This is a genomic window from Ruegeria sp. CDSB029, from assembly GCF_059611125.1.
Genome location: NZ_JBXWOX010000021.1, coordinates 39,803 through 59,285 on the forward strand (window position 1 = coordinate 39,803; position 19,483 = coordinate 59,285).

The window sequence follows — 19,483 nt, forward strand, 5'->3', positions numbered from 1 at the left end:
CAAGGTGGGCGTGTAGTCAAATGTCACAATCTTAGAACGTGGAAATTGATAATGAACGATGTGCTTCAACGCATGGTGGATGCAATTCCCGTTTGGCAATGCCACAACCACCAGAAGCACAAACCATATTAAGGCGCACGTTCAGAGAGAAAGAACAGCTCAATTGGCTGAGCAAGGCCACGTATTTCGTGATCTCCACAGCTGACGAACATGTTTGGTGAAGCACTTGCAACAGCTGACGTCGCCAAAACTCTCCGACCGATTGATTTTGTTAAGCCTTCAATTCGGCTTGCGACGTTTACCGCGCCGCCCAGAACTGTAAAGTCAAGCCTGCCGGGGCTGCCGATATTACCGTAACTGACCTGCCCAACGTTAATTCCAACACCAATGTCCAAAGGCGGTTTTTGAATACCGTCTCGTCGTGAATTGAGAGAAGTCAAACCACTCAATATGCTCTGGGCTGCGAACGCTGCCATGCGGCATCGGTCGGCGTGGTCATTTTGAGTTTCAATAGTAAAGACTGATAGGATGCCGTCGCCCATGAACTTGAGAACGTCTCCACCGTTGTCTTCTACGGCTTTGACCACCAGATCAAAATAGTCAGTAAGCGTGTCAAAGATTTCTTCTTCCGGAGAGGTCTCGGAAAGTGCCGTAAAGCCTCGCAGATCAGAAAACATAACCACGGCATCCAGAGTTGTTCGCTCGCCGCGCTTTATTTTGCCGCTCCAGACTGCCTCGGAAGGTCCATCTCCTAAATAAGTTCGAAGTAAACCTTTAGACGATTTGCGCATCGTAACGGGCTCAAGAGCGGAAGAAAGGCCCGGTAATGCCGCTTCAATCAGTCTTAGATGCTCCAGAGAGAATCCGTCCGGCGACTGCGTAACAAAGGTGCAACCATGCAACGATCCATCACCGTAATAGAGCAAAGTAGCATAGTAGTCAGTGCCGCCCTGCTCTGCAAATTCCAGATAGGATGAATGCTCTGTTTCTAAGTCCAGTTGACGGAGACTTTTGTGAAGTGGCTTTCTGTTCGCAAGAATATACTCGAATGAGCTCCCGACATAACCATCTGTCAACATCGTCTCATGGGTGACGTCGTAGCTGTCGGTGCCTTCAGGCGTCCAAACTACCCCCCAAGCAATAAGCAATGGGTTGGCAAAGCGCTGGCCAATGTTTGTTCGCCACAGCGGAACTCCGGCCTCGATCAAGGAGGAACAGAACTGTGACACCACCTTTACGGGATCGCCGGAGCGACGACCTTCTGTAATCATCCATTCGGTTAGTCGAGCGACTTGTTCCATGGAACCAAGTTAGTCGCTTGAAAAAGATGAGCAAAGACTATTGAAATTGCATAGTCGCTTGTATTTATTGAGCCGCCCAATCTGATTGGTGCAACAGAAGATTGCAGCCCCTCGCTTGGGCGAACTTCAATAGAAACCAATCCTACTGATATCTACGAGTACTTCGTGATCGCGCCCGAAGGCTACAACTCCAACTGAAGTGATTTCGTCAGCAACGGGAATAGCGCGTAACATAGCACCTGAAGCCTTGAAGTCAGACAGAGGTAAAGAGACTTCGGTCCATTCTTCAGAAGTTGCGAACTGGGCCTGATAGTATTGCCATGGAAGCACCGTGCCACGTGTCCTGAGGTGAACGAAGTATTGTTCGCCGTTGCCCCGGACCAAGAGCCTGACGCCCGAAACACTCGCATCTGGTCGATCAGGCAACTTGCGCCGAAACTGGATGAAGCCACCGTTGTTTTCTGTACTCACGGTTCCGGTCAGCCGCGCGAATGCAACTTCACCTTCCGAACGAAACTGCACCTGCCCTGAAGAGACCCCTCCCATAACAGTGTCGGCAACGTAGTCCCAACGCGTCTTTGGAGCCTCGGAGAAGTCCTCAGCAAGATTTCCATCAGCCTGTGCCATAGTAGATCCGATGATAAATAGACCTGAAACAAGCCCAACGAAGTTGCCACGCATATTGTTCTTCCTCAGTTCAATATCGCAATGGAAAGGTTAAGCGCCGTGGCAAATGCGACCCATGCTAAATACGGCAGGAAGGCCAGTGCAGAGACTCGATCAATGTGCCTGACTTCAGCGATGAACACGACGATGACAGCCAGCAACGCGACAATGACCACAAGGGCCACCCACGGCATTTGCAATACGAAAAAGGTTGGGGACCACATGAAGTTCAGACCCATCTGCGCCCACCACAACTTCATTTTGGTGGAGCTTCGGCCTGCTTCGAACTGGCGCCAACCCGCCATGGCGATCAACACATAAAGCACCGTCCAGACCGGGCCAAATATCCAATTTGGTGGATTGAAAGCAGGTTTAGAAACCCGTCAAACCGATGATCAGGTGTTCGAAGGAACTTCATTGTGAACTCTCCAATATGCCGACGATATTGGCCAAGCAACAGTGATCGATGAAACAAAAACGGTCCAGTACCAGCGTATGTCGACGTCAGGTTTGCATTTGTTCGCCGCCCTTCTTCTCTTGCTCGCAGCGAAGGTCCATTTGCATAGATCTCGGATCTGCTGCTCCAACAAAAGGATTGGTCTCAAAGACCTCATCTTACCAGTTCTTCTCAGCTGAAGCAGAGTTCATCAATGCGGATCGCCAAGAAGCGCATCAGAAGAAGAGCGCAAGTCCGGTCATTGAGACAACCAAGAAAAGTAGAGTCATGATTCCACCCGAGCGAACGAAATCGACCACCCGGTAGCCTGCCGGGCCCATGATCAACGCGTTCACTTGGTGTGTTGGGATCAAAAATGAGTTGGACGTTGAAATTGCCACGGTGAGAGCAAACACAGCCGGATTGCCACCCGCGGATACGGCAATAGAAACTGCTAGCGGCACCAGGAGGACAGTTGCGCCTACATTGGACATGACCAGCGTGAACGCAGTCGCCAAAACGGCGATCCCTGCTTGCAACGACCAGATCGGCCAACCCTTCAGGAGGGCCAACACATGCGCGGCAATCCAATCCGCAGTGCCAGTGTTCTGAACTGCTTGGCCCAACGGGATCAGCGAAGCCAGTAGAAAGACTGTGCTCCAACTGATCGACTCGTAGGCTTCATCAATCGATAACACCCGGCTCAAAACCATGCCAACAGCGCCAATTAATAGGCACAGCGACAAACGCAGATCAGAGAACAGAATTAAGCTCAACGCTATAAGGAAGAAGGCGAGCGCCCAACCGACCTTGTGTGGTCGTAACTCTTCCTGGGGAAAGTCCGAAGTTACGACGACAAAATCCCTGTCCGACATCAGTCGTGTCAGACGGTCCCACTGCACGTGCACCACACACGTATCACCGGCCTGCAAAGGGACTTGCCCGATATGCGTTGCAGCATGATCTTCAGTTTCCACATGGCTCAGTGTTTCTTCGCCTCGCTGAATGGCCAACAAAGATAGCCCATGTGTCTGACGGAGACGCAAATCAATCGGAGTCTGGCCGATCACTGAAGAACCGGGGGGAATAACAACCTCTGCCACCCCCGATTGAGTCGCGGCGAAATCATCCGCAAAGACATCTAGTTGGGGTAGCATCTCTAATCCGTAAGGCTCAGCAAACTGATGCTCAACCACCCGACGCAGGCCAAGCACTGCGAGCCGCGCAGGGGCTTCGATCTTGGTATCCGCCATCGGCGCGATGACCTTGTGGCCGCGATAGGATGTGCCGAGAATGTAAATGTTATGGGCGACCATGACATCCGCGAGCGTTTGTCCTATCAAGATCGAGCCTTCAGGAACACGAATCTCGAACATATCAGCCCTAAGCCCATAGGTGTTTTCGACATAAGTCTGCATGGACCTAGCTGAGCTTGCGTCTTCTCCACGCTCCCGCTGCGTTGGGAGGACCCAACGACCAAAGAGCACAAAATAAAGCACCCCTGTCAGCACCAGCATCACACCGATAGGCGTGACTGAAAACAACCCAAATGTCTCCATTTGTTGATTAGCCGGAAGGGATGAATTTGCCGAAACAATCAGGTCATTCAACAGGATGAGGGGCGACGACCCGACCAATGTGATCGTACCACCCAGAATCGCGCAAAACCCCATGGGCATAAGCAACCTACTCATCGGGATTTCCGTACGTGCTGAGATGCGGCTCACAACAGGCAGAAAAAGCGCAGCAGCTCCCACGTTCTGCATGAAAGAACTGATGACACCAACCGTTGTTGATATTATGGGAATTATCCGGGCCTCTGTCGTACCACCATTTTTGAGGATCAAGGCAGCGACCTTTGACATAAGTCCAGTCTTATCAAGCCCAGCCCCAATTACCATAACTGCGATGATGGACATCACGGCGTTCGAGGAAAAACCTTCAAAGAGCTTGGATACATCGGCTAGATTACCTAGCCCCGGTAGATAGCTCAGTGCGCCAAGCAGTACCATTACAAGAATTGCTGCGACATCGATCCGTATAATCTCGGTAACAAAAAGTAAGACCGTAAAAGACAATAGACTCAGTACGGCTATCATTTCGTACGTCAGTGTTGGTAATTCCATATCGTACTCCCAACCTAACGTTACCTGACTACCAGCAAATACGAAGGACCAACTCTGCGCAGCAGATAAGGCCAAAATCCCTCAGGCCGACTTACGCAGCTCGTTTTCTCGGACGAGGTATCTGCTGAAACCTGGATTTCGCCAACTCAAAGAGACGCTGAAGATAAACTCAAAAGCCTCTCTTAATCACTGCAATCGGAGGGAAGCAGTCCATTCATAGACTTGTGACAGAACCCCGCTTCAAGAAAGGATATTGCCGTACCCGCGAAGTGAGCGCGTCCAAACCGGCGCGCTCACTCTATTTGGTATTGCCTGTCACCAAGGAGTTAAGAGTGATGCATCACTCTGCGGCAACCGCTTTCTCCTCCAGTGCCGGGTAGTCGGTGTATCCTTTTTCATTACCGCCGTAGAGGGTAGTTGCATCCAGCTCATTCAGCGAGGTGTCTTTCTCCAGCCGACTGACAAGATCCGGGTTGGAAATGAACGGTCGGCCGAAAGCCACCAGATCGACGGCACCGGTCTTAACCGATTCAATCGCCATTTCGCGGTCATAAGCGTTGTTGCCCATTTTCGCACCGTCAAACAATTCATAGAGCGCCTTCAGATCGCCACCTTCCGGAATATCGCGCGGGCCGCCGGTCTGTCCCTCCACGAGATGGAGATAGGCCAGCCCATAACCATTCAGCAATTTGACCGCATGGGTGAATGTCGCCTGTGGGTCGCTGTCGGAGATGTTGTTGGCGTCCGAGAATGGGCTGAGGCGGACACCAACGCGGTCGGCGCCCCAGACATCGACAACCACGTCCATGACCTCTTTCAGGAACCGTGCTCTATTCTCGACAGGACCGCCGTATTCGTCTTCACGCTTATTGGATTCGTCCCGCAGGAATTGATCAATAAGGTATCCGTTGGCTGCGTGGACCTCGACACCGTCGAAACCGGCCTCTTTGGCGTTTTCCGCGGCCCTCCGGTAGTCCGCAACGATGCCAGCAATTTCTTCGATGGCCAGAGCCCGCGGTTCAGATGTTTCAACAAACTGCTCACCATCAAACGTCTTGGCCTTAGCTCCAATTGCGGATGGTGCAACAGGGGCGCCACCGTCCTGTTGCAAGCTGGTATGGGAAATCCGACCCACATGCCAAAGCTGGATCACGATCTTGCCACCCTTTGCATGGACGGCCTCAGTCACTTTTTTCCAGCCTTCTATCTGTGTTTCGGAATAAATGCCGGGCGTCCAGGCATAGCCTTTGCCTTGAGGCGAGATTTGCGAAGCTTCTGTGATGATCAGACCAGCACCCGCCCGCTGGGCGTAGTATTCGGCCTGCAATTCATGAACGCTGTCATCTTCTGCCCTTGCCCGGTTGCGGGTCAGTGGCGCCATGACAACGCGGTTTTTCAGCTCGATTGCACCAGCTTTGATGCCGGAGAACAGTTTTTCATCAGCCATTGCTGCTTCCTTCTTTGGTAAACTTCGTTCAGATATTATTGGACCAATCAGTCCAATATTAGGGTCACTGTCTCATGATTGAGTTTGTTTTAGGTTTCATTTCTTTATGGCGGCGGGAGGCCTTATGGCGAAATCACCAACCGGGCTTGTTTCAGGGTTTGCGATATCTGCTCAGCGGGAACGCCCGCCTTGCGCAAGGCTAGTGTTCCGATTGCAAGGGACGCAAAGGCGCGTGCCTTGTTGAGGGCCTGTCCCGGATCCGAAGGCTCAAGCGCTCTCGCAATAATCTCGTCAATATTCTCCAAATGCTGCCGCCCGAGAGCCGCCACTTCATCATCATGAGGAGCAAGTTCCGTCAGGCAGTTGATAAGCATGCAGCCATCACGGCCGCCTTGCGGGTTCGCCAAAGCTTCCATTATCGCACCAACAGGGTCATCTCCGCCTGCATCAGCAACGTCACGCAGCTCTTTCAAACCACGCCTTGAATAGTGGCTGAGGGCTTTGTGAAACAAAGCCTGCTTGTTGCCGAACGCACCATAGAAGCTAGACCGACTCAAACCCATGGCCTTGGTCAGATCGTCCAGGGACGCGGTCTCGTAGCCCTTGTGCCAAAATACACACAAGGCTTTTTCCAATGCCTCAGCTTCGTCAAAGGCACGAGGTCTACCTGGACCTGCGGATGGCTTGATGTCGCCATTTGGGAGAGTTTTTTTGCTCATGTGGATGATTTGGAATGATTGGTCCAGAAATTCAAGGTGGCGGTAGGAAATTTTTGGAATGGTCAGTCCTTATTGTGACCAGAGAAAGGAATTTAGGTCGGTAGAAATACAAAACCTCCCCATCCCGCTTGGTGTCACGCTAATCTTAGGATCAGGACTGTTTGTCATTTTGCCGGAGTGTCAGACGACGAGGATCGTGATCGTAGAAAAGAGAGCCCGCGCTCGGTACTAGTTTCCAACACTGGACAGAATGACTGGCGGCTTTGTCCAACGCGTTGATGTTGATCACTAACAAACCAGAGATTGGTTCGGTAGATTCATGGCCAATGCCCTCAGCTTGTGAGGATTAATACTCCAATGAGTAACAAAGCCAAGAATTCAGAACTGGTTTTACGAGCATTAGAACGGCGGGTCGTCGTAAGCAAACCAACAATAATTTCCGCGCGTTAGGCAAAAAAAACGAGGTTAGCTGAAGTTTAATTTGCCCAATGTGAACTTCTTAACTTTGGTTAGAACGGTTTTTTGGCAGTATCGTTTCATGAATTGTTAGTGAGTTCAGTGAGTAAGTAGATGTATTTGCATAATTTCGAGGGGCATTGTTGCGCGGTCAATTACATCCGGATGGATGATTTTGCGCGTGAGTATCCGTTGCTGGACGATGTAGGCGTGCACGCACAATGGCAGAAGGGCTCCTGGCAGATCACGCGGATAGCCGACATCTGGACACGAACCGGGAAGGTACTTTCTTTACCTTACAAAGGAGCCAACGCCTATCCATCTTTCCAGTTTGCTCAGGATGGAACCCCGCTTCCTTTGATGGAAAAAGTGTTGAAAGCCCTGCCACGTGAAATGACCCCGTGGCAATGCGCGTTCTGGTTAACCTCACCCAAACTGGAACTCGGAGGGGAAAGCCCGGCAAATCGCATTCAGATCGGCGATGATTGCATAGTCGGTATCGCAGGCGATGCTGGTGGTCTGATGGCAGCTTAGTGTTAGCTTTTGGTCACTCATACGTCGTACAGCATCTGGCAAATTCGTGTCTCCCCTGCTTTTTCTGCCTCCGGCAAGAATCGCGAGATCAGGGCACTTAATTGTCCATTCTCTTCTGAGAATTCAGAGACAATACCAAGCAGCCCAGCCATAAATACGAATGGCCAAGAGCATACTGAAATACGGGTACTAACTAGGTCTTCGAATATCGATACCCGTTGGAGAAAATCCCACCAACAAGTACAACTGCTCTGCAAATCTGTTATCTGCCGCTACGCGTAGCGGAAACTCAACAAACTCGGTTTCTGCATATTTCTGTCAAACAGACTTCACCGCTCAAATACAGCCATCATCTGCCTGCGCAATCGCGCCAGATCCTCATCCACACTAGCGGTAGGATCGCACGTAAATGTTGGCAAAGCCTCCACACGGATCGTCCCGCTGCGCGGTAAATGTTTGCCGCGTGGAAGTAGACTATCGCTGTCGTGGATGACAATAGGGGTGATCGTGCGGCCGGTTTCTCGGGCGACTAATACAGCACCCGCCTTAAAGTCCCCTAGCGATTCTGTTTTGGCCCGGGTGCCTTCTGGGAATAGCACAATGGAACAACGGGCAGGCATTTCCCTGACAGCCTTTGTCAGCGTATCCATGGCCGTTGAACCGGAATCCCGGTTGATAGGGACGAGACCCGCTCCATCAAAACCAGTACGCAGGAGTTTGCTGTTCCAGAACTCTGATTTCGCCGCGAAAGTGAACCATTTGGTGTCGGGCACCACATGCATGAGACTGAAGCCATCGAGATGGCTACGGTGGTTAACCACGATGATGCTGTTGGTGTCGGCGGCGAGGGCATTCTTTTCCTCAGGACGCATCTCGACGCGGATGCTGAGGAGCCACAGCAGGCGGGAACATGACCGTTTCACCAGGCGCCAATACCAACCCCGAAACCCTCTGCGCCGAACGCAAAGAAGAGGGGCAAAGGCCACGAAGAGGAAATAAAACAGGCCGACAAGAACCAGTATAGCGCGCTTGATAAGGCGTATTGGCAATGGGTCAATGGCGCGAGTAGCGCGGTCTTGACCGTCAGGTGAAAAGGGCATGACGTCCTCTGATAGGGCCTGTGGCTGGTGCGTAAGCCATGAATAAATGCCACCGGAGGTCCTCCGGCAGCGCTTTGACATGCGCCACTTGCGAAGGAAGACAGCCACCGCACACCTCTCTATCTGTCGAAGTCAGTACCAGATCAATGAGAAAAGACGACGTAGCGGAATGTATCTTGGTGCTTCAGTCTGACTTGAGTAACAACTGACCGGCCTTGGCATAGAATATCGGTAAGAGCCCAAAGTTACATCATCGGTCGAGAGCATCCGCAATTAGTTTGGCAAAGGTTCGGAGCTCGTTGTTCCCCGGATTCGGGATTGGTTTGAAGGTGATTACTTCTTGCTCGATGTAGCGTCGCGAGGTGACATCGTACTTGTCGAGAAGCGGTATCAGATGCGCATGAGCATGGGCGAGATCACCACCCGAGAATTGAAATGCCACACGCTTCCTAGACCCGAAACCAGCACCATACCGGAAGCCAAACATTTCATCTGACGCACTACTTTGGCAGCTGGTTGGAAGGAGATATCAATTGCACTGATCATACCTGTAGTCCCCGTATTCCAGCCAGTTTGCCGAGCCTTCGCTAAAAATCAGAAACTCGGACCTGTCCTCCCCAAGGAGGGCGACGACAAATCCGGCGGGCGGCTCAGAGTTTCCGAAGTAGCTGTAGGCTGTCATGGCTCTGATCGACTCGCCGTTAACCGCTACTCGCGCGTCCCACTCCCCCTCTGGATTGTCCAAAATTACGGGTTCGATCACGCGTTTTTTCGCTCCGCCACCACAATAGACGATGCCTTCGGGCGCTTCGTAGGAGGTCTCTTGGTTAACTTCTGAATCGCACGCAGAACGAAGGGACCGAATTGCTGCGCTGGAACCTTTCAAGTCAAAAATTCCATAGCTGACATCTTGATCAATCATCGACAGATTAACCGATGCATTGGCCGCAAGCTGGTCCAGAACAAAACCATAGTCCGGCTGACTATTGAAACTGACCTCGACGGGATAGTTGTCGACGATCTGCACGGCAGCGTTTTCTGCGCCAACCTGAAATGCCCCAACTTCGGTGGTGCCGTTCTTCAAGAAACGAATGGAAAGCCCCTGCTTGTCCGCAATGTCCTGGCTGTCCTCGAATCCAGCCGGAGCAAAGCGAATACGGTCACACTGAAGTTCCAGCGTCATGTTTCCTGTCTGAATAAACGCATTGGGGTTGGGCCCGGAGCTGAACGACCACTCCGCTGATGCTGTGGTCGCCACTGCCATCAGTAGCATTCCAATGGAAATGGTTTTGCAGCTCATTTTTTTCTCTCCATTGAGTTACGGTTCGCACTGTCGTTCAGCAGAAGTTCCAGCCAATTGCCCGGACAGCCAGATCAGGAAACAGGTTCGCCGTATTCGTTTGCGCCTTCTTGGGAAGGTCGTGTCAGCCACCAGATCATCAGGATAGACAGAACCAATTGAAGAATTGAGACAACAACAATACCGGTCACGCCCAGTACTGCCGCGGGTCCCCTTAATGCATCGGGGTTTTCGGTCCCTTGCTCCAATACCGAAAAGAACGCCACCCCACCCAGCATAACAAATAGCGTTGTAATGCTGAGCGCCATCGGCAGTAGCAAGTACCAGCCAGGTCGTCCTGTATCATGTAACCTCCGCCAACCGGCGGCCACCATTGGTATGAGAACGGCCAGTTGGAAAACAGAGGACAGAACCCGAGATCCCTGTCCTGTTTCGGGATCGGTCCCGAATATAATTGTGTCCAGCACAGCTAAAGCCGCACTCACGAGAACCACAAACAAGAAGAACCACCAGTATTCTGAGCGTATAGCCCGACCGGAGAACTGGAAGTATTTCGAGAAACACGTCTTAACGGCTTCACCAAATCCCATCTTTCAATCCCTTTATTGTTTCTGTGCGGCCTCAAATCGCTTCGCCGCTTAGGGGAACACACTCGCAGCTCCCACTTACTTTTTTGTTTGAACGCAGAGGCCTATCGTACGAGAGCATAGAGAAATTTACGCGCGGAAAAAATATTGATTTATTAAAAATTAGATTCAAACATGCGAATTCGACACAACTTTATTTTACCTCCGTTGTTGTCGTTGCTGCTCGCTGTGCCGAGCCCTTCCGACTGCTGGAGTGAGTGCTGGCGGTCGGAAGGCACTTTATTATGATTGAGCGCTGGGAGGACGCGATGCTTAGACTTAACGAACTCGCCCTCTCTCCTGAATTCGCTCTAGCATTTGCTAGTGGCGTCATTCAGCCTTCGCACGTTATTGGCGGCCCCGATAGTCAACAAAATATCGTCCCGCCGACCAAGCCCCCCACGGCAAGTTTTGGGAAAGGTAGTCACAGGATCAAGGTATGTTCAATTGGCTGCACAGGCGCGAGAGCTTCAAACAAGCGCATCCAATTTCACTAATTTCAAGGGAACCAGAGGGAGAAGAAAATGTCTAACAAGATGGTGATGATTGCGGGCGCAACTTGTTTCACACTGCTTGCGGCCTGCGACGATACGAGTACATCAAGCGCGTCCGCCGAGCTCACGCCGGCTCAGCAGGCGTGTTTGCGAGATGTAGCCAATACGACAAACAATTCGCAAGTCGTGGTGCTCTCATCCGCGTTTAGCGAGGCGGGAACACAGGTCACAGTCGGCGTTGGCGAGGATCGTGCTCCTTGGAATTGCATTGCTTACAGTGATGGCGCGACAGCTGGTATCGAGTTCCTGGGCGACGAAGGCGCATTGTGATCTGTTTGGTGCGCAGCTGAATACGGTTGCGCAGTACCGGTTCGCTCTTCAGAAAGCTCGACTTGGCCTGTCGGATACGCCTTTCAAAGCGTAGCGTGGGCATCCGTTTCGGATCATCGGATGCCTCAATAAACCGATCAGGAGTTTTGTAAACAAAGCGAAACCTCTACAAGAAGGAGTCCTCCATGAGTGCTAGATTTGTCCTTCTGCTTGCTGCCGTCGGCCTCGTGCCAATTGCGTTATCATACGGTCTAATGCCCGGCAGTTCGATCCCAGTTTTGCTGGGTTTTCCTGTGGAAGGGACGAACCAAACCCACGTGTTCCGAGCGATTATGGGTCTTTATCTGGCAAACGCTTTGTTTTGGTTGGCGGCCGCTTCGAAACCAGAATTACAACGCCCCGCGCTGTGGGTTCTATTTTTGTTTATGTCGGGACTGGCCGTTGGACGCATACTAAGCATTTTTATCGATGGAGTTCCGAACGGGATACTTCTCTTTTACCTTGCGGCCGAGATAGCTTTTGCGGCTCTGGCGGCGGTTTCCCTGACAAAAATACGATAAAAAAGGAAGTGGTAAAATGGTGAGGTTTGGCTTTGTTCTCTCGATGATTGCAACTTTTTCGGTTGCGACATCCGCTTTTGCACAATCGACATCTGTCCAGACCGCGGTGGACGAAAACTTCTTAGCGCTTGAGACTGCCGTTGACGAAGCGGGAGCTACTCCAATCGCATCGATAGATCACGCGCGCTTGGCCAAAGCTGAAGGCGTAGCAATGCCAGCATCACGTGTACTCATTTTCTCTGATCCAGAGATAAACACGCCCATTCTGGAAGAGAACGTACGAGCAGGTCTGGACCTTCCTTTTCGCGTTCTTTCCTTCGATCAGGATGATCGCCCGCAGATCGCCTATACAGACTCTCAGTTTCTCAAAGTGCGGCATGGTCTGAATGACACACAAGCGTTAAATACATTTCATAGCAAGATGCTCGAAGTTCTAAACAACTTGGATGCAACACCAGCGCCGACCAACGGGTTGTTTACCGACTATGGGGTCATCGAACTGCGATCTCAGCTCAGCGTACCAGAGGCAGTCGAACGTCTCAGGGCAGCCGTGATGGGGCAGGACGATACTGTCTGGTTTGGGGAAATCGATTTTGCGACCGAAGCGTCCCATCTGGGGGTGGAACTGCCGGATGCAGTTCTCTTACTGTTCGGCGGACCAGCACCCGGTGGCGTGGCTATGGCGGGCTTTCCGGCAATTGGTTTGGATGCCTTTTGCCAAAAACTATTGGTTTACGCGAATGAAGAAGGCGGCTCCGTAGTCATTTTCAATGACATCGCTGCCTTGGCAGAGTTGCACTACGGTTCCTCAGCCGAGCCTCATCACGGTTTGAACAAACGGCTTACCGCAACATTTCGCACTGCAATTGAGTAGCCGCTGGTTGGAAGTCACAATTTTTCTGAATTGCTATATTCCGTATTTGGCTGCCCATTCTGAGCTGGGTACAGACCATCGCAACACTTAACCCCTAACGGCAGTTTGCGGGCAATGTTGCCCTGGGCGCGAGCATATAGTTTTCATTCCAAAACAACGCAGCACGGTCTTGACCATACTCAGTTGCACATTTAGTCAAAATTGATCTGCCCGCTGGGACGACCCGGCCCAACAAGGGCATTTCTTCAGGACGACCTGGCAAATTGGAGGTCGAACATGACAACTAAAACCAAACAAGCTAGGAAACTGATCGAGGGTAGACCTGCCCTAATCGTAATCGACATTCAAAAGAGCACGTTTATTGATAACAGCGAAGTACGCTCCATCGACAACATGCCGGGCTACAAAGAGCGCATGATCGCTGCGCGTGATTTGGTTGATGCCGCACATGATTACAATGTGCCAGTCATTTTCATCCAAGAAGTCCATCGTCCCGATAGGATAGACTTCGGCCGTGAACTGGATGGTGACGAAGACATACACTGTCTCGAAGGCGATCCAAGAACGGAGGTTGCAAAAGATGAGATGGGATATCGCAAAGGTGACTACATCGTCCCGAAGCGACGGTATTCTGCATTTTTCGGAACCGATTTCGAAATCCTGCTACGAGGTTTAAAGGTAGACACACTTTTGTTGTGCGGCGGGCTGACAGATGTTTGTGTGCACTACACATTCGTCGATGGCCACCAATCAGACTACTTCTGCCGCGTAGTAGAAGATTGCGTTGGCGGGTCATCTGTCCAAGCCCATGAAGCTGCTCTCAAAGCTATGGAATATCTACAAACTGGCGCTGTTCAGAGCCGAGAAGCAGTGATCAATGCGATTACGTCGCTCTAAATTGCAATCGAAACGTTAGTGCCAGTTGGGGTGCATAGTTTTTTTGGGTGCGGAAGCGCAGGAGCCGAGGTTTGTTATGAGGCTCTGGTTTGGAGTAATGGGAAGATTTTAACCGTAGGATCGTCGCAAGAGTAAGCCCTCGCGGCGCTAGCGGTTGTTTACGCGCCTGGCCTAATGGGCCAGAACTTTTGGATTGAGCTTTATCTAGTCTATCGTGAACAGCTCCTGTCTTTCAGCAACACCGCGCAATCTGTATTGCCCCAGGGAAACAAGACTTGGAATGGAGCCCACCAAGTCGCCTGCCACCTTATCGGAAACCACAATGTTCTGATCAAGCGCGCTGCACATGCCTAAAATGCGCGAAGTTGTGTTTACCGCTGGGCCGACCACTGTGAAATCTAAGCGAGATCTACCGCCGATGTTGCCGTAAAGAACATCGCCTGCGTGCAACGAAAGAGTGAAGCCGGTCATTGGCAAACCATCCGCTTGCCGTCGTTGGTTGAGTTCCTCAAAGGTATCTCGCAACTCCGCTGCCGCGTGAATTACGACGCGGCGAGCGTCCGGAACTTGATTGATATCGAAGATGGCAAGCATTCCATCTCCCATGAATTTCAAAACGTTACCGCCATTGCGTTCGACTACGTCAACACCTTCCGCGAAGTAGTCGTTTAGCAATTCTATGATTGAGTCCCCCGGAAGCGCCTCTGACAATTTGGTAAATCCTTGCAAGTCAAAATACCAAATCACCGCTGAAATAGTTTCCGATGAACCTCGGGTGATGTCCCCGGAAAGAACGCGCCTGCTGGCGTCCTTGCCCAGATATGCGGCTGTAATGTCTTCAGCCATCAGTCGGTTCGCCCCACATTTCAGCGTCAGGCAAAGTGGAGATATCAGTTGACGCAAACCATCAAGTTGCTCGCTTGTGAATCCCCCGCTCGCGTCGGTTGTCAACGAGATTATAGCACCTTCATAGGCCTGCATTGGATCGACTGGCGTAGTATTGTCCTGAATAAGGAAAAACCGTTTAACAGCGAAGTAGTCAGTTGCACCGCGCTCGCGAAGTTCGTCGAAGATCGGAAAGTTGAGCGCGGGTTCTTCGACTGTCAGATCTTGTCTGATCTCTTAAACGTTGTTTGCCAAAAGATAGTAAATCGGGCTTAGAACGTATTCCTCAGGCGCATCCGTTCTTCGGACAAAGTTCTCTCGCTCATGACCGCCATCCCTGTGCCAGCGGAAAGCGACTGTCCCAATCTCGGGATGATGAGCGCGCACAGTAATGTTTGCTCTCAGAAGCGGAATCCCTGCCGAAACAAGACGTTTGCAGAATGCTTCCAACCAGGTTTCAACCGGCGCATTCTCCAAGCCCTGTTGAACCAGCCAATCGGCTAAGTCCTTTATGGCGGCTGTGAGTTCCCAGTCTTGGATTAATGGAGCTGCCATGATGACCTCACGATGAGATGTCTGAACAGTTTGTTACTAGTCTAATTCAGTTCAAGTACACATCAAATTCAATTCTCCCACTGCGCTTGCAGCCCTAAGGTATATGCTGATCTTGTGGCGTATTGCACACGCGACACCGGGGCAATGGCCGCAATTCATCAGGAATTGCTGGCGATGTGAGCTGTGGCGCGTACCGCAAGACTTTTGCGACTGAGCTTTGCGGGGTATCTGTGTGATCTGTCGGCATTGAGGCAACCGAAATACTCAATCTTGCCACTCCAACCGATACAAGACGTGGTGACCGCGTAGACCTTTCAGGAGTCTGGGTTCTATTTCAGAAAATGAGAAATCGGTTCGTCCTCCGACCATGGCGCGAGTCGCATCTGAAACGAGTATCTCGCCTGCCGCACCAACCGTGGTTATGCGTGAAGCTTTGTTGACCACAGTGCCAAAAAAATCTCCACGAGATTGCACGACATCGCCAGTGTGAATTCCAATCCGCACACCGAAAGACGGCTCCTCGGAAGCCGGTGCAATGGCCTTCTGAATCTTGACAGCGGCCGTTAGCGCTTCCTTCGCGGACGGAAAGACGGACAACGTTCCGTCTCCAAGGGATTTCACGAACTGGCCATGATACTTTTCAATGATCGCCGCCAAGACTTGGAAGTGATTTTCGATCAGCACCGACCAACGCTGATCGCCCAACGCCTCCGCCAACGTTGTACTGCCTTCTACATCAGTGAAAAGTACTGAAGCCAAACCTTCGGTTTGGATCAGCTCGGGTCCATCTTCGCGCGCAGCATCAACAAGTTTTTGGATGGCCAGCTGCTCTTTACCCACGAGTTCAATATTTGGAGTTGGCACTGAAGCGTGGCGATTGATGATCTTCCAGGCTGCTCCCTCCAGGACAAAAATCAGAACGGTGCGGTAAAAGACGGCTTCATCAAAGCCGACAAACTGAATCTTGTGGACGAAGGATGACCATCCCGTCTCTCCGTTTTCGAAGGCCTCAGCTTCAACTTCTTCGAAAACGACGGGAGCGGGGATCTCCGCGAAAAAGCCGCTAACCCCATCGCGAACTGCTTGCCCGCTCCAAAACTCTCCTTCGCCTGTCCCAACAAACCGTAGTTCATCTGCCTTCGACAGAAAATCCTGCAACTCGTCAGTATTCTTTTTGGTTCTGAGTATTTCATACCAACGCCTCGAAACTGCCAGCAGTTCAGGTGAGGAACGTATCATCACAAATGACTCGAGACGCTAAATGGAATGAGACTTACAAGGTCTTGCAACCGGGATCTCCATTTTCGAAAGATGCAGGTCAATGCTGCCGCTGAGGTTTGGTCAGATCAAGACTTTTGTATTTCTCCAAAACGGAGCGCATAAGACGCAGATCAAAAGACGCACGTCGGTTCAGAGCGAACTATCGACGGAGTATCTGAGTTCGAGTCCGGATCACAGGGTATCGAATCGTTTCGCTGTCGGAGAGCTACTCGGCGCTGCACTGACCCGCAAAAAAGGATGCTTCAGTCTTTTTGGCACACGCTAAGCTAGAAGGTTCCCAGAACTACGCGGTGAATTTCTAAGTGCAGCACGCTCTGTCTTGACATGGTTATGCGAACTGGTTCAGCTTGCGGTCATGACGTTCACACGCATCCACTGCCATCGAATATCGGCCTGAGGTCGATAACCCACGCAAAATCCGTGGGAGGCAGCATTGGTATGCGGGCGAGGCTTATATCCTTGTAATTGCTCCAGATTAGAGTGCACGAGTCGGTTCGATTCCGACGCCTCCTACCATCCCCTGGAGGAGTCCGACATGGCGGACGATGTTACTAACACAATTGACTTCAACGATATCAAGCAATCGGTCGAGGAGAGCCTCGGTCGCACACCCGAAGGCTGGTCAGGCTTGGTCACGGCGCTGTTCACAGAGGTTAAAGAATACTGTGATCAGAAGGATGCCACCTACCCCTTCATCCTCCAGATCAAAGAGAACCTCGGCGAGCTCCGCATCTACCACCGGTGTGATGATCGACAAATTCAGTCGATGATCACCGCCACAATTGCACGAGCAATTCGTACCTGTGAACGATGCTCAAACGCTGCTGAGACCCAACTTCTGGACGGCTGGTACACGACACTTTGCTGCTGGTGCGCGCATGATGTCGCGAGCAAGCGCCACCCCGAAAGGAAGAGGTTCTTTGGCGTTCGAAAGAAGCCCGTTCGGGACAGGTTGACCTGCTCAATTTGTGGATATTTCGGTCAGATCGACCGAACGGATGACCGTAATCGGTGCCCCGCGTGCGTGAAGCAGAACTGGTGATGACCGCCGAACAACAAGTGAACTTCAATAAGATTATGGAAGACTACGATGATGAGGACTACGCCCGGAAGCTCATGAATACGGGCTCACTGGCCACCGGTCATGTCCCGCCGATTGCCCTTTGCCATATCCCGGGAGGGGTCTTCCATCTCAACAAGACCAAGTTCTGGAGAATGTGAATGATGGATGATGTCGAAAAGAGCTGGAAGGAATTTCGGGAAAAGGTCCGAGGTGTGATCGAGAACCATGGAGCGCCAGATGATCTCCGCTCATTTGACGCCTGGTACGCCGAAGAGATGCGTTTGGTGATGGCGCACAACTACCCAGCTCCGCACGTCTCTGACGTCACATGGTCGACCGAGGTTCTGCATGCCGAGTGTGATGACCGCGAAGTGGTCGACCGTATGATGACTGCTATGGCGGAGGTTTCACATGATCTCAAAGAGGCGCGGGCCGGGAGGTCAGTGATGAGCAGTGTTGTCGACTGGAACGATATTCATGGAAGCGTCTTCAAGCAGCTTGGTGAGTATCGTGCCGGGTGGGCGGAGCAGCTTACGCTTGCACTTGAGAAAGTGAAGAGGTTGATCGACGAGCAGCCCGACCTGTTTGGTGATGAACACCCGTCCATCGTTCAGATCAAACAGAAATGGGGAGGCTTGCGCGTCTATGAGGGCCCGGACTGCAACCAGGCTGCGAGTGAAGAGATTCAATGGCGTGTCGATCAGATTGAGCAAACCTGTGAAGGTTGTTCTAATTCTGCCCAACGCCAGAACTTCCTTGGGTTTGTGACGACGCTTTGCAGCTGGTGCTACAATGATGCTCTGCGGCGGCGATTTGAGGGCGCTGAAGAATCCTGGCCCGACAGCCTTAGGCTAGACATTGTGGAAAACTATCCAGACCTCGTTTCTCCGGACTGCGCATCTCTTGTTCCTGCTGTCGGAAAGGGCTGGCTCGCCATGATTTCGCAAGCACTCCACAAGCTTTCCTTCAGTCAGGATTTCAGGGCACTGGACCCTGGAACTATTCAGATCTCGGATATTAAGAAAGGCCAGGATGGCCAGATTTTCATCGGTTTCAGTCGATACCACGATCTCATCCAGGAGTACGCTGACTGGATGGAATTTCGATGCGGTGTGACGTGTGAAGAGTGGGGCCTCGTTGGTGACATCGTTCGGACAGCCGACAGGTCTCAAGTGCTCTGTTCTCACTGTTACTTTACTCGGGAGAAGTCTGATGGGTGATGATGACGACGTTGAGCTGGATGAACAAACCTTGCGTTTGCTTAGGCTTCGGGAGGCTGAAATTGCGGCCGGTCGAGCAAAACTAACCAAGCCGATTACCTCGGATGAGATCCGGTCGCGAAAGGTGCCTGATCCGAAGGGTAAGCCAGATGAGTGACGAGACTGCAGAAGAGGAAATCCCAATTTTCGTAATCTGCGAGATTTTGGTGAACGGCCAACTTCGAGAGATTGAAGGAAAACAGATCACTGTAAAACCAAACAAGATCTTAGTCTTGACGATCAGTGTCGAGGATGTTGAGCGATGACAGATGATTTTTCAGAAGAAGAGACCTTCGGGCGCCCGTTAAAGGATGTTCCTCTAAGTGACTTGATCGCAGAGTTGCAAGCTCGTCGCAAAGAGGGTCCGGAGGTCTGGCTTGCATTGCGCAAAATGATTTTCGAGCAAATCGCCGATTTTGCACAGCGTCCGGCCGACGCGCCCAAATGGCGGGATGAATGGGTCAAAGAGAACACCTGGGATCTAGTGACTGACGACGATGATGTTGAGATCACTGATGGTAGCGGCAACGTGTTCGACGACCTCGGGAACGAAGACCCAAGGAAGAAGACTTAG

Annotated in this window: 22 protein-coding genes, 1 tRNA gene and 1 pseudogene; 12 read left to right on the plus strand and 12 right to left on the minus strand. The window is 51.6% G+C overall.

The window, feature by feature from the left end; all coding sequences use genetic code 11:
* Positions 1-128: 128 nt before the first annotated feature.
* The 6 genes and pseudogenes from AC2FI8_RS19945 to AC2FI8_RS19970 all read right to left on the minus strand — a co-directional run bounded on the left by AC2FI8_RS19945 (position 129) and on the right by AC2FI8_RS19970 (position 6,695).
* Positions 129-1,301 (minus strand): adenylate/guanylate cyclase domain-containing protein, encoded by a 1,173-nt coding sequence (locus AC2FI8_RS19945; RefSeq protein WP_496780715.1) that lies wholly within the window; start codon positions 1,299-1,301, stop codon positions 129-131.
* A gap of 126 nt (positions 1,302-1,427) precedes the next feature.
* Complete coding sequence (locus AC2FI8_RS19950) at positions 1,428-1,982, minus strand: CIA30 family protein (protein WP_496769893.1); 555 nt, start codon at positions 1,980-1,982, stop codon at positions 1,428-1,430.
* 11 nt (positions 1,983-1,993) lie between these two features.
* Positions 1,994-2,335, minus strand: a pseudogene (locus tag AC2FI8_RS19955) (TspO/MBR family protein); the annotation flags it as partial.
* Between the two features lie 304 nt (positions 2,336-2,639).
* Entirely contained in the window at positions 2,640-4,529 is a 1,890-nt protein-coding gene (locus AC2FI8_RS19960) for an SLC13 family permease (protein WP_496780716.1), read from the minus strand.
* A 340-nt stretch (positions 4,530-4,869) separates the two neighbouring features.
* On the minus strand, positions 4,870-5,976 hold the full coding sequence (locus AC2FI8_RS19965; RefSeq protein WP_496780717.1) for an alkene reductase: 1,107 nt from the start codon (positions 5,974-5,976) through the stop codon (positions 4,870-4,872).
* Between the two features lie 122 nt (positions 5,977-6,098).
* Positions 6,099-6,695, minus strand: coding sequence for a TetR/AcrR family transcriptional regulator (locus AC2FI8_RS19970; protein ID WP_496780718.1), 597 nt, complete (start codon positions 6,693-6,695; stop codon positions 6,099-6,101).
* 621 nt (positions 6,696-7,316) lie between these two features.
* Between AC2FI8_RS19970 and AC2FI8_RS19975 the strand changes: the two genes are divergently transcribed.
* Positions 7,317-7,685 (plus strand): hypothetical protein, encoded by a 369-nt coding sequence (locus AC2FI8_RS19975; RefSeq protein ID WP_298855186.1) that lies wholly within the window; start codon positions 7,317-7,319, stop codon positions 7,683-7,685.
* A gap of 329 nt (positions 7,686-8,014) precedes the next feature.
* On the opposite strand, the gene AC2FI8_RS19980 is transcribed toward AC2FI8_RS19975, so the two are convergent.
* The 3 genes from AC2FI8_RS19980 to AC2FI8_RS19990 all read right to left on the minus strand — a co-directional run bounded on the left by AC2FI8_RS19980 (position 8,015) and on the right by AC2FI8_RS19990 (position 10,675).
* A complete protein-coding gene (locus AC2FI8_RS19980) occupies positions 8,015-8,785 on the minus strand; it encodes a lysophospholipid acyltransferase family protein (RefSeq protein ID WP_058282256.1) in 771 nt (256 codons plus the stop codon).
* 529 nt (positions 8,786-9,314) lie between these two features.
* Positions 9,315-10,085 (minus strand): hypothetical protein, encoded by a 771-nt coding sequence (locus AC2FI8_RS19985; RefSeq protein WP_496742079.1) that lies wholly within the window; start codon positions 10,083-10,085, stop codon positions 9,315-9,317.
* Positions 10,086-10,159: 74 nt separating this feature from the next.
* Positions 10,160-10,675, minus strand: coding sequence for a DUF805 domain-containing protein (locus AC2FI8_RS19990; RefSeq protein ID WP_496780719.1), 516 nt, complete (start codon positions 10,673-10,675; stop codon positions 10,160-10,162).
* A 560-nt stretch (positions 10,676-11,235) separates the two neighbouring features.
* Between AC2FI8_RS19990 and AC2FI8_RS19995 the strand changes: the two genes are divergently transcribed.
* The 4 genes from AC2FI8_RS19995 (at position 11,236) to AC2FI8_RS20010 (ending at position 13,866) form a co-directional block, all read left to right on the plus strand.
* The gene (locus tag AC2FI8_RS19995) at positions 11,236-11,535 is read left to right on the plus strand and encodes a hypothetical protein (RefSeq protein ID WP_117870867.1); all 300 of its coding nucleotides are present in this window, start codon (positions 11,236-11,238) and stop codon (positions 11,533-11,535) included.
* 185 nt (positions 11,536-11,720) lie between these two features.
* A complete protein-coding gene (locus AC2FI8_RS20000; protein WP_496769868.1) occupies positions 11,721-12,095 on the plus strand; it encodes a DUF4345 domain-containing protein in 375 nt (124 codons plus the stop codon).
* Positions 12,096-12,111: 16 nt separating this feature from the next.
* Positions 12,112-12,969: a DUF302 domain-containing protein gene (locus AC2FI8_RS20005; RefSeq protein WP_496780720.1), complete on the plus strand. Its 858-nt coding sequence runs from the start codon at positions 12,112-12,114 to the stop codon at positions 12,967-12,969.
* A gap of 276 nt (positions 12,970-13,245) precedes the next feature.
* Positions 13,246-13,866, plus strand: a complete 621-nt coding sequence (locus tag AC2FI8_RS20010) for an isochorismatase family protein (RefSeq protein ID WP_321250554.1) — start codon at positions 13,246-13,248, stop codon at positions 13,864-13,866.
* A 204-nt stretch (positions 13,867-14,070) separates the two neighbouring features.
* Here the strand turns inward: AC2FI8_RS20010 and AC2FI8_RS20015 are convergent, their stop codons facing one another.
* The 3 genes from AC2FI8_RS20015 to AC2FI8_RS20025 form a co-directional block, all read right to left on the minus strand.
* Positions 14,071-14,712, minus strand: a complete 642-nt coding sequence (locus AC2FI8_RS20015; protein ID WP_496780721.1) for an adenylate/guanylate cyclase domain-containing protein — start codon at positions 14,710-14,712, stop codon at positions 14,071-14,073.
* Positions 14,713-14,988: 276 nt separating this feature from the next.
* Positions 14,989-15,306 carry a hypothetical protein gene (locus AC2FI8_RS20020; RefSeq protein ID WP_496769862.1) on the minus strand — a complete coding sequence of 106 codons (318 nt, stop codon included), beginning with the start codon at positions 15,304-15,306 and terminating at the stop codon, positions 14,989-14,991.
* Between the two features lie 264 nt (positions 15,307-15,570).
* Positions 15,571-16,545, minus strand: a complete 975-nt coding sequence (locus AC2FI8_RS20025) for an adenylate/guanylate cyclase domain-containing protein (protein ID WP_496769860.1) — start codon at positions 16,543-16,545, stop codon at positions 15,571-15,573.
* A 464-nt stretch (positions 16,546-17,009) separates the two neighbouring features.
* Here AC2FI8_RS20025 and AC2FI8_RS20030 point away from each other — a divergent pair.
* From AC2FI8_RS20030 to AC2FI8_RS20060, 7 genes are all read left to right on the plus strand, one after another.
* Positions 17,010-17,103 (plus strand) — tRNA-OTHER (locus AC2FI8_RS20030).
* Between the two features lie 19 nt (positions 17,104-17,122).
* Positions 17,123-17,629, plus strand: coding sequence for a hypothetical protein (locus AC2FI8_RS20035; RefSeq protein ID WP_496769859.1), 507 nt, complete (start codon positions 17,123-17,125; stop codon positions 17,627-17,629).
* Positions 17,608-17,808, plus strand: a complete 201-nt coding sequence (locus tag AC2FI8_RS20040) for a hypothetical protein (RefSeq protein WP_496780722.1) — start codon at positions 17,608-17,610, stop codon at positions 17,806-17,808. The genes AC2FI8_RS20035 and AC2FI8_RS20040 overlap by 22 nt, the downstream gene beginning before the upstream one ends.
* Entirely contained in the window at positions 17,809-18,870 is a 1,062-nt protein-coding gene (locus AC2FI8_RS20045; RefSeq protein ID WP_496780723.1) for a hypothetical protein, read from the plus strand.
* Positions 18,863-19,027 carry a hypothetical protein gene (locus AC2FI8_RS20050; RefSeq protein ID WP_170334772.1) on the plus strand — a complete coding sequence of 55 codons (165 nt, stop codon included), beginning with the start codon at positions 18,863-18,865 and terminating at the stop codon, positions 19,025-19,027. Before AC2FI8_RS20045 ends, AC2FI8_RS20050 begins: the two co-directional genes overlap by 8 nt.
* Positions 19,020-19,175, plus strand: a complete 156-nt coding sequence (locus tag AC2FI8_RS20055; protein ID WP_496780724.1) for a hypothetical protein — start codon at positions 19,020-19,022, stop codon at positions 19,173-19,175. The genes AC2FI8_RS20050 and AC2FI8_RS20055 overlap by 8 nt, the downstream gene beginning before the upstream one ends.
* A complete protein-coding gene (locus tag AC2FI8_RS20060) occupies positions 19,172-19,483 on the plus strand; it encodes a hypothetical protein (protein WP_496769850.1) in 312 nt (103 codons plus the stop codon). Before AC2FI8_RS20055 ends, AC2FI8_RS20060 begins: the two co-directional genes overlap by 4 nt.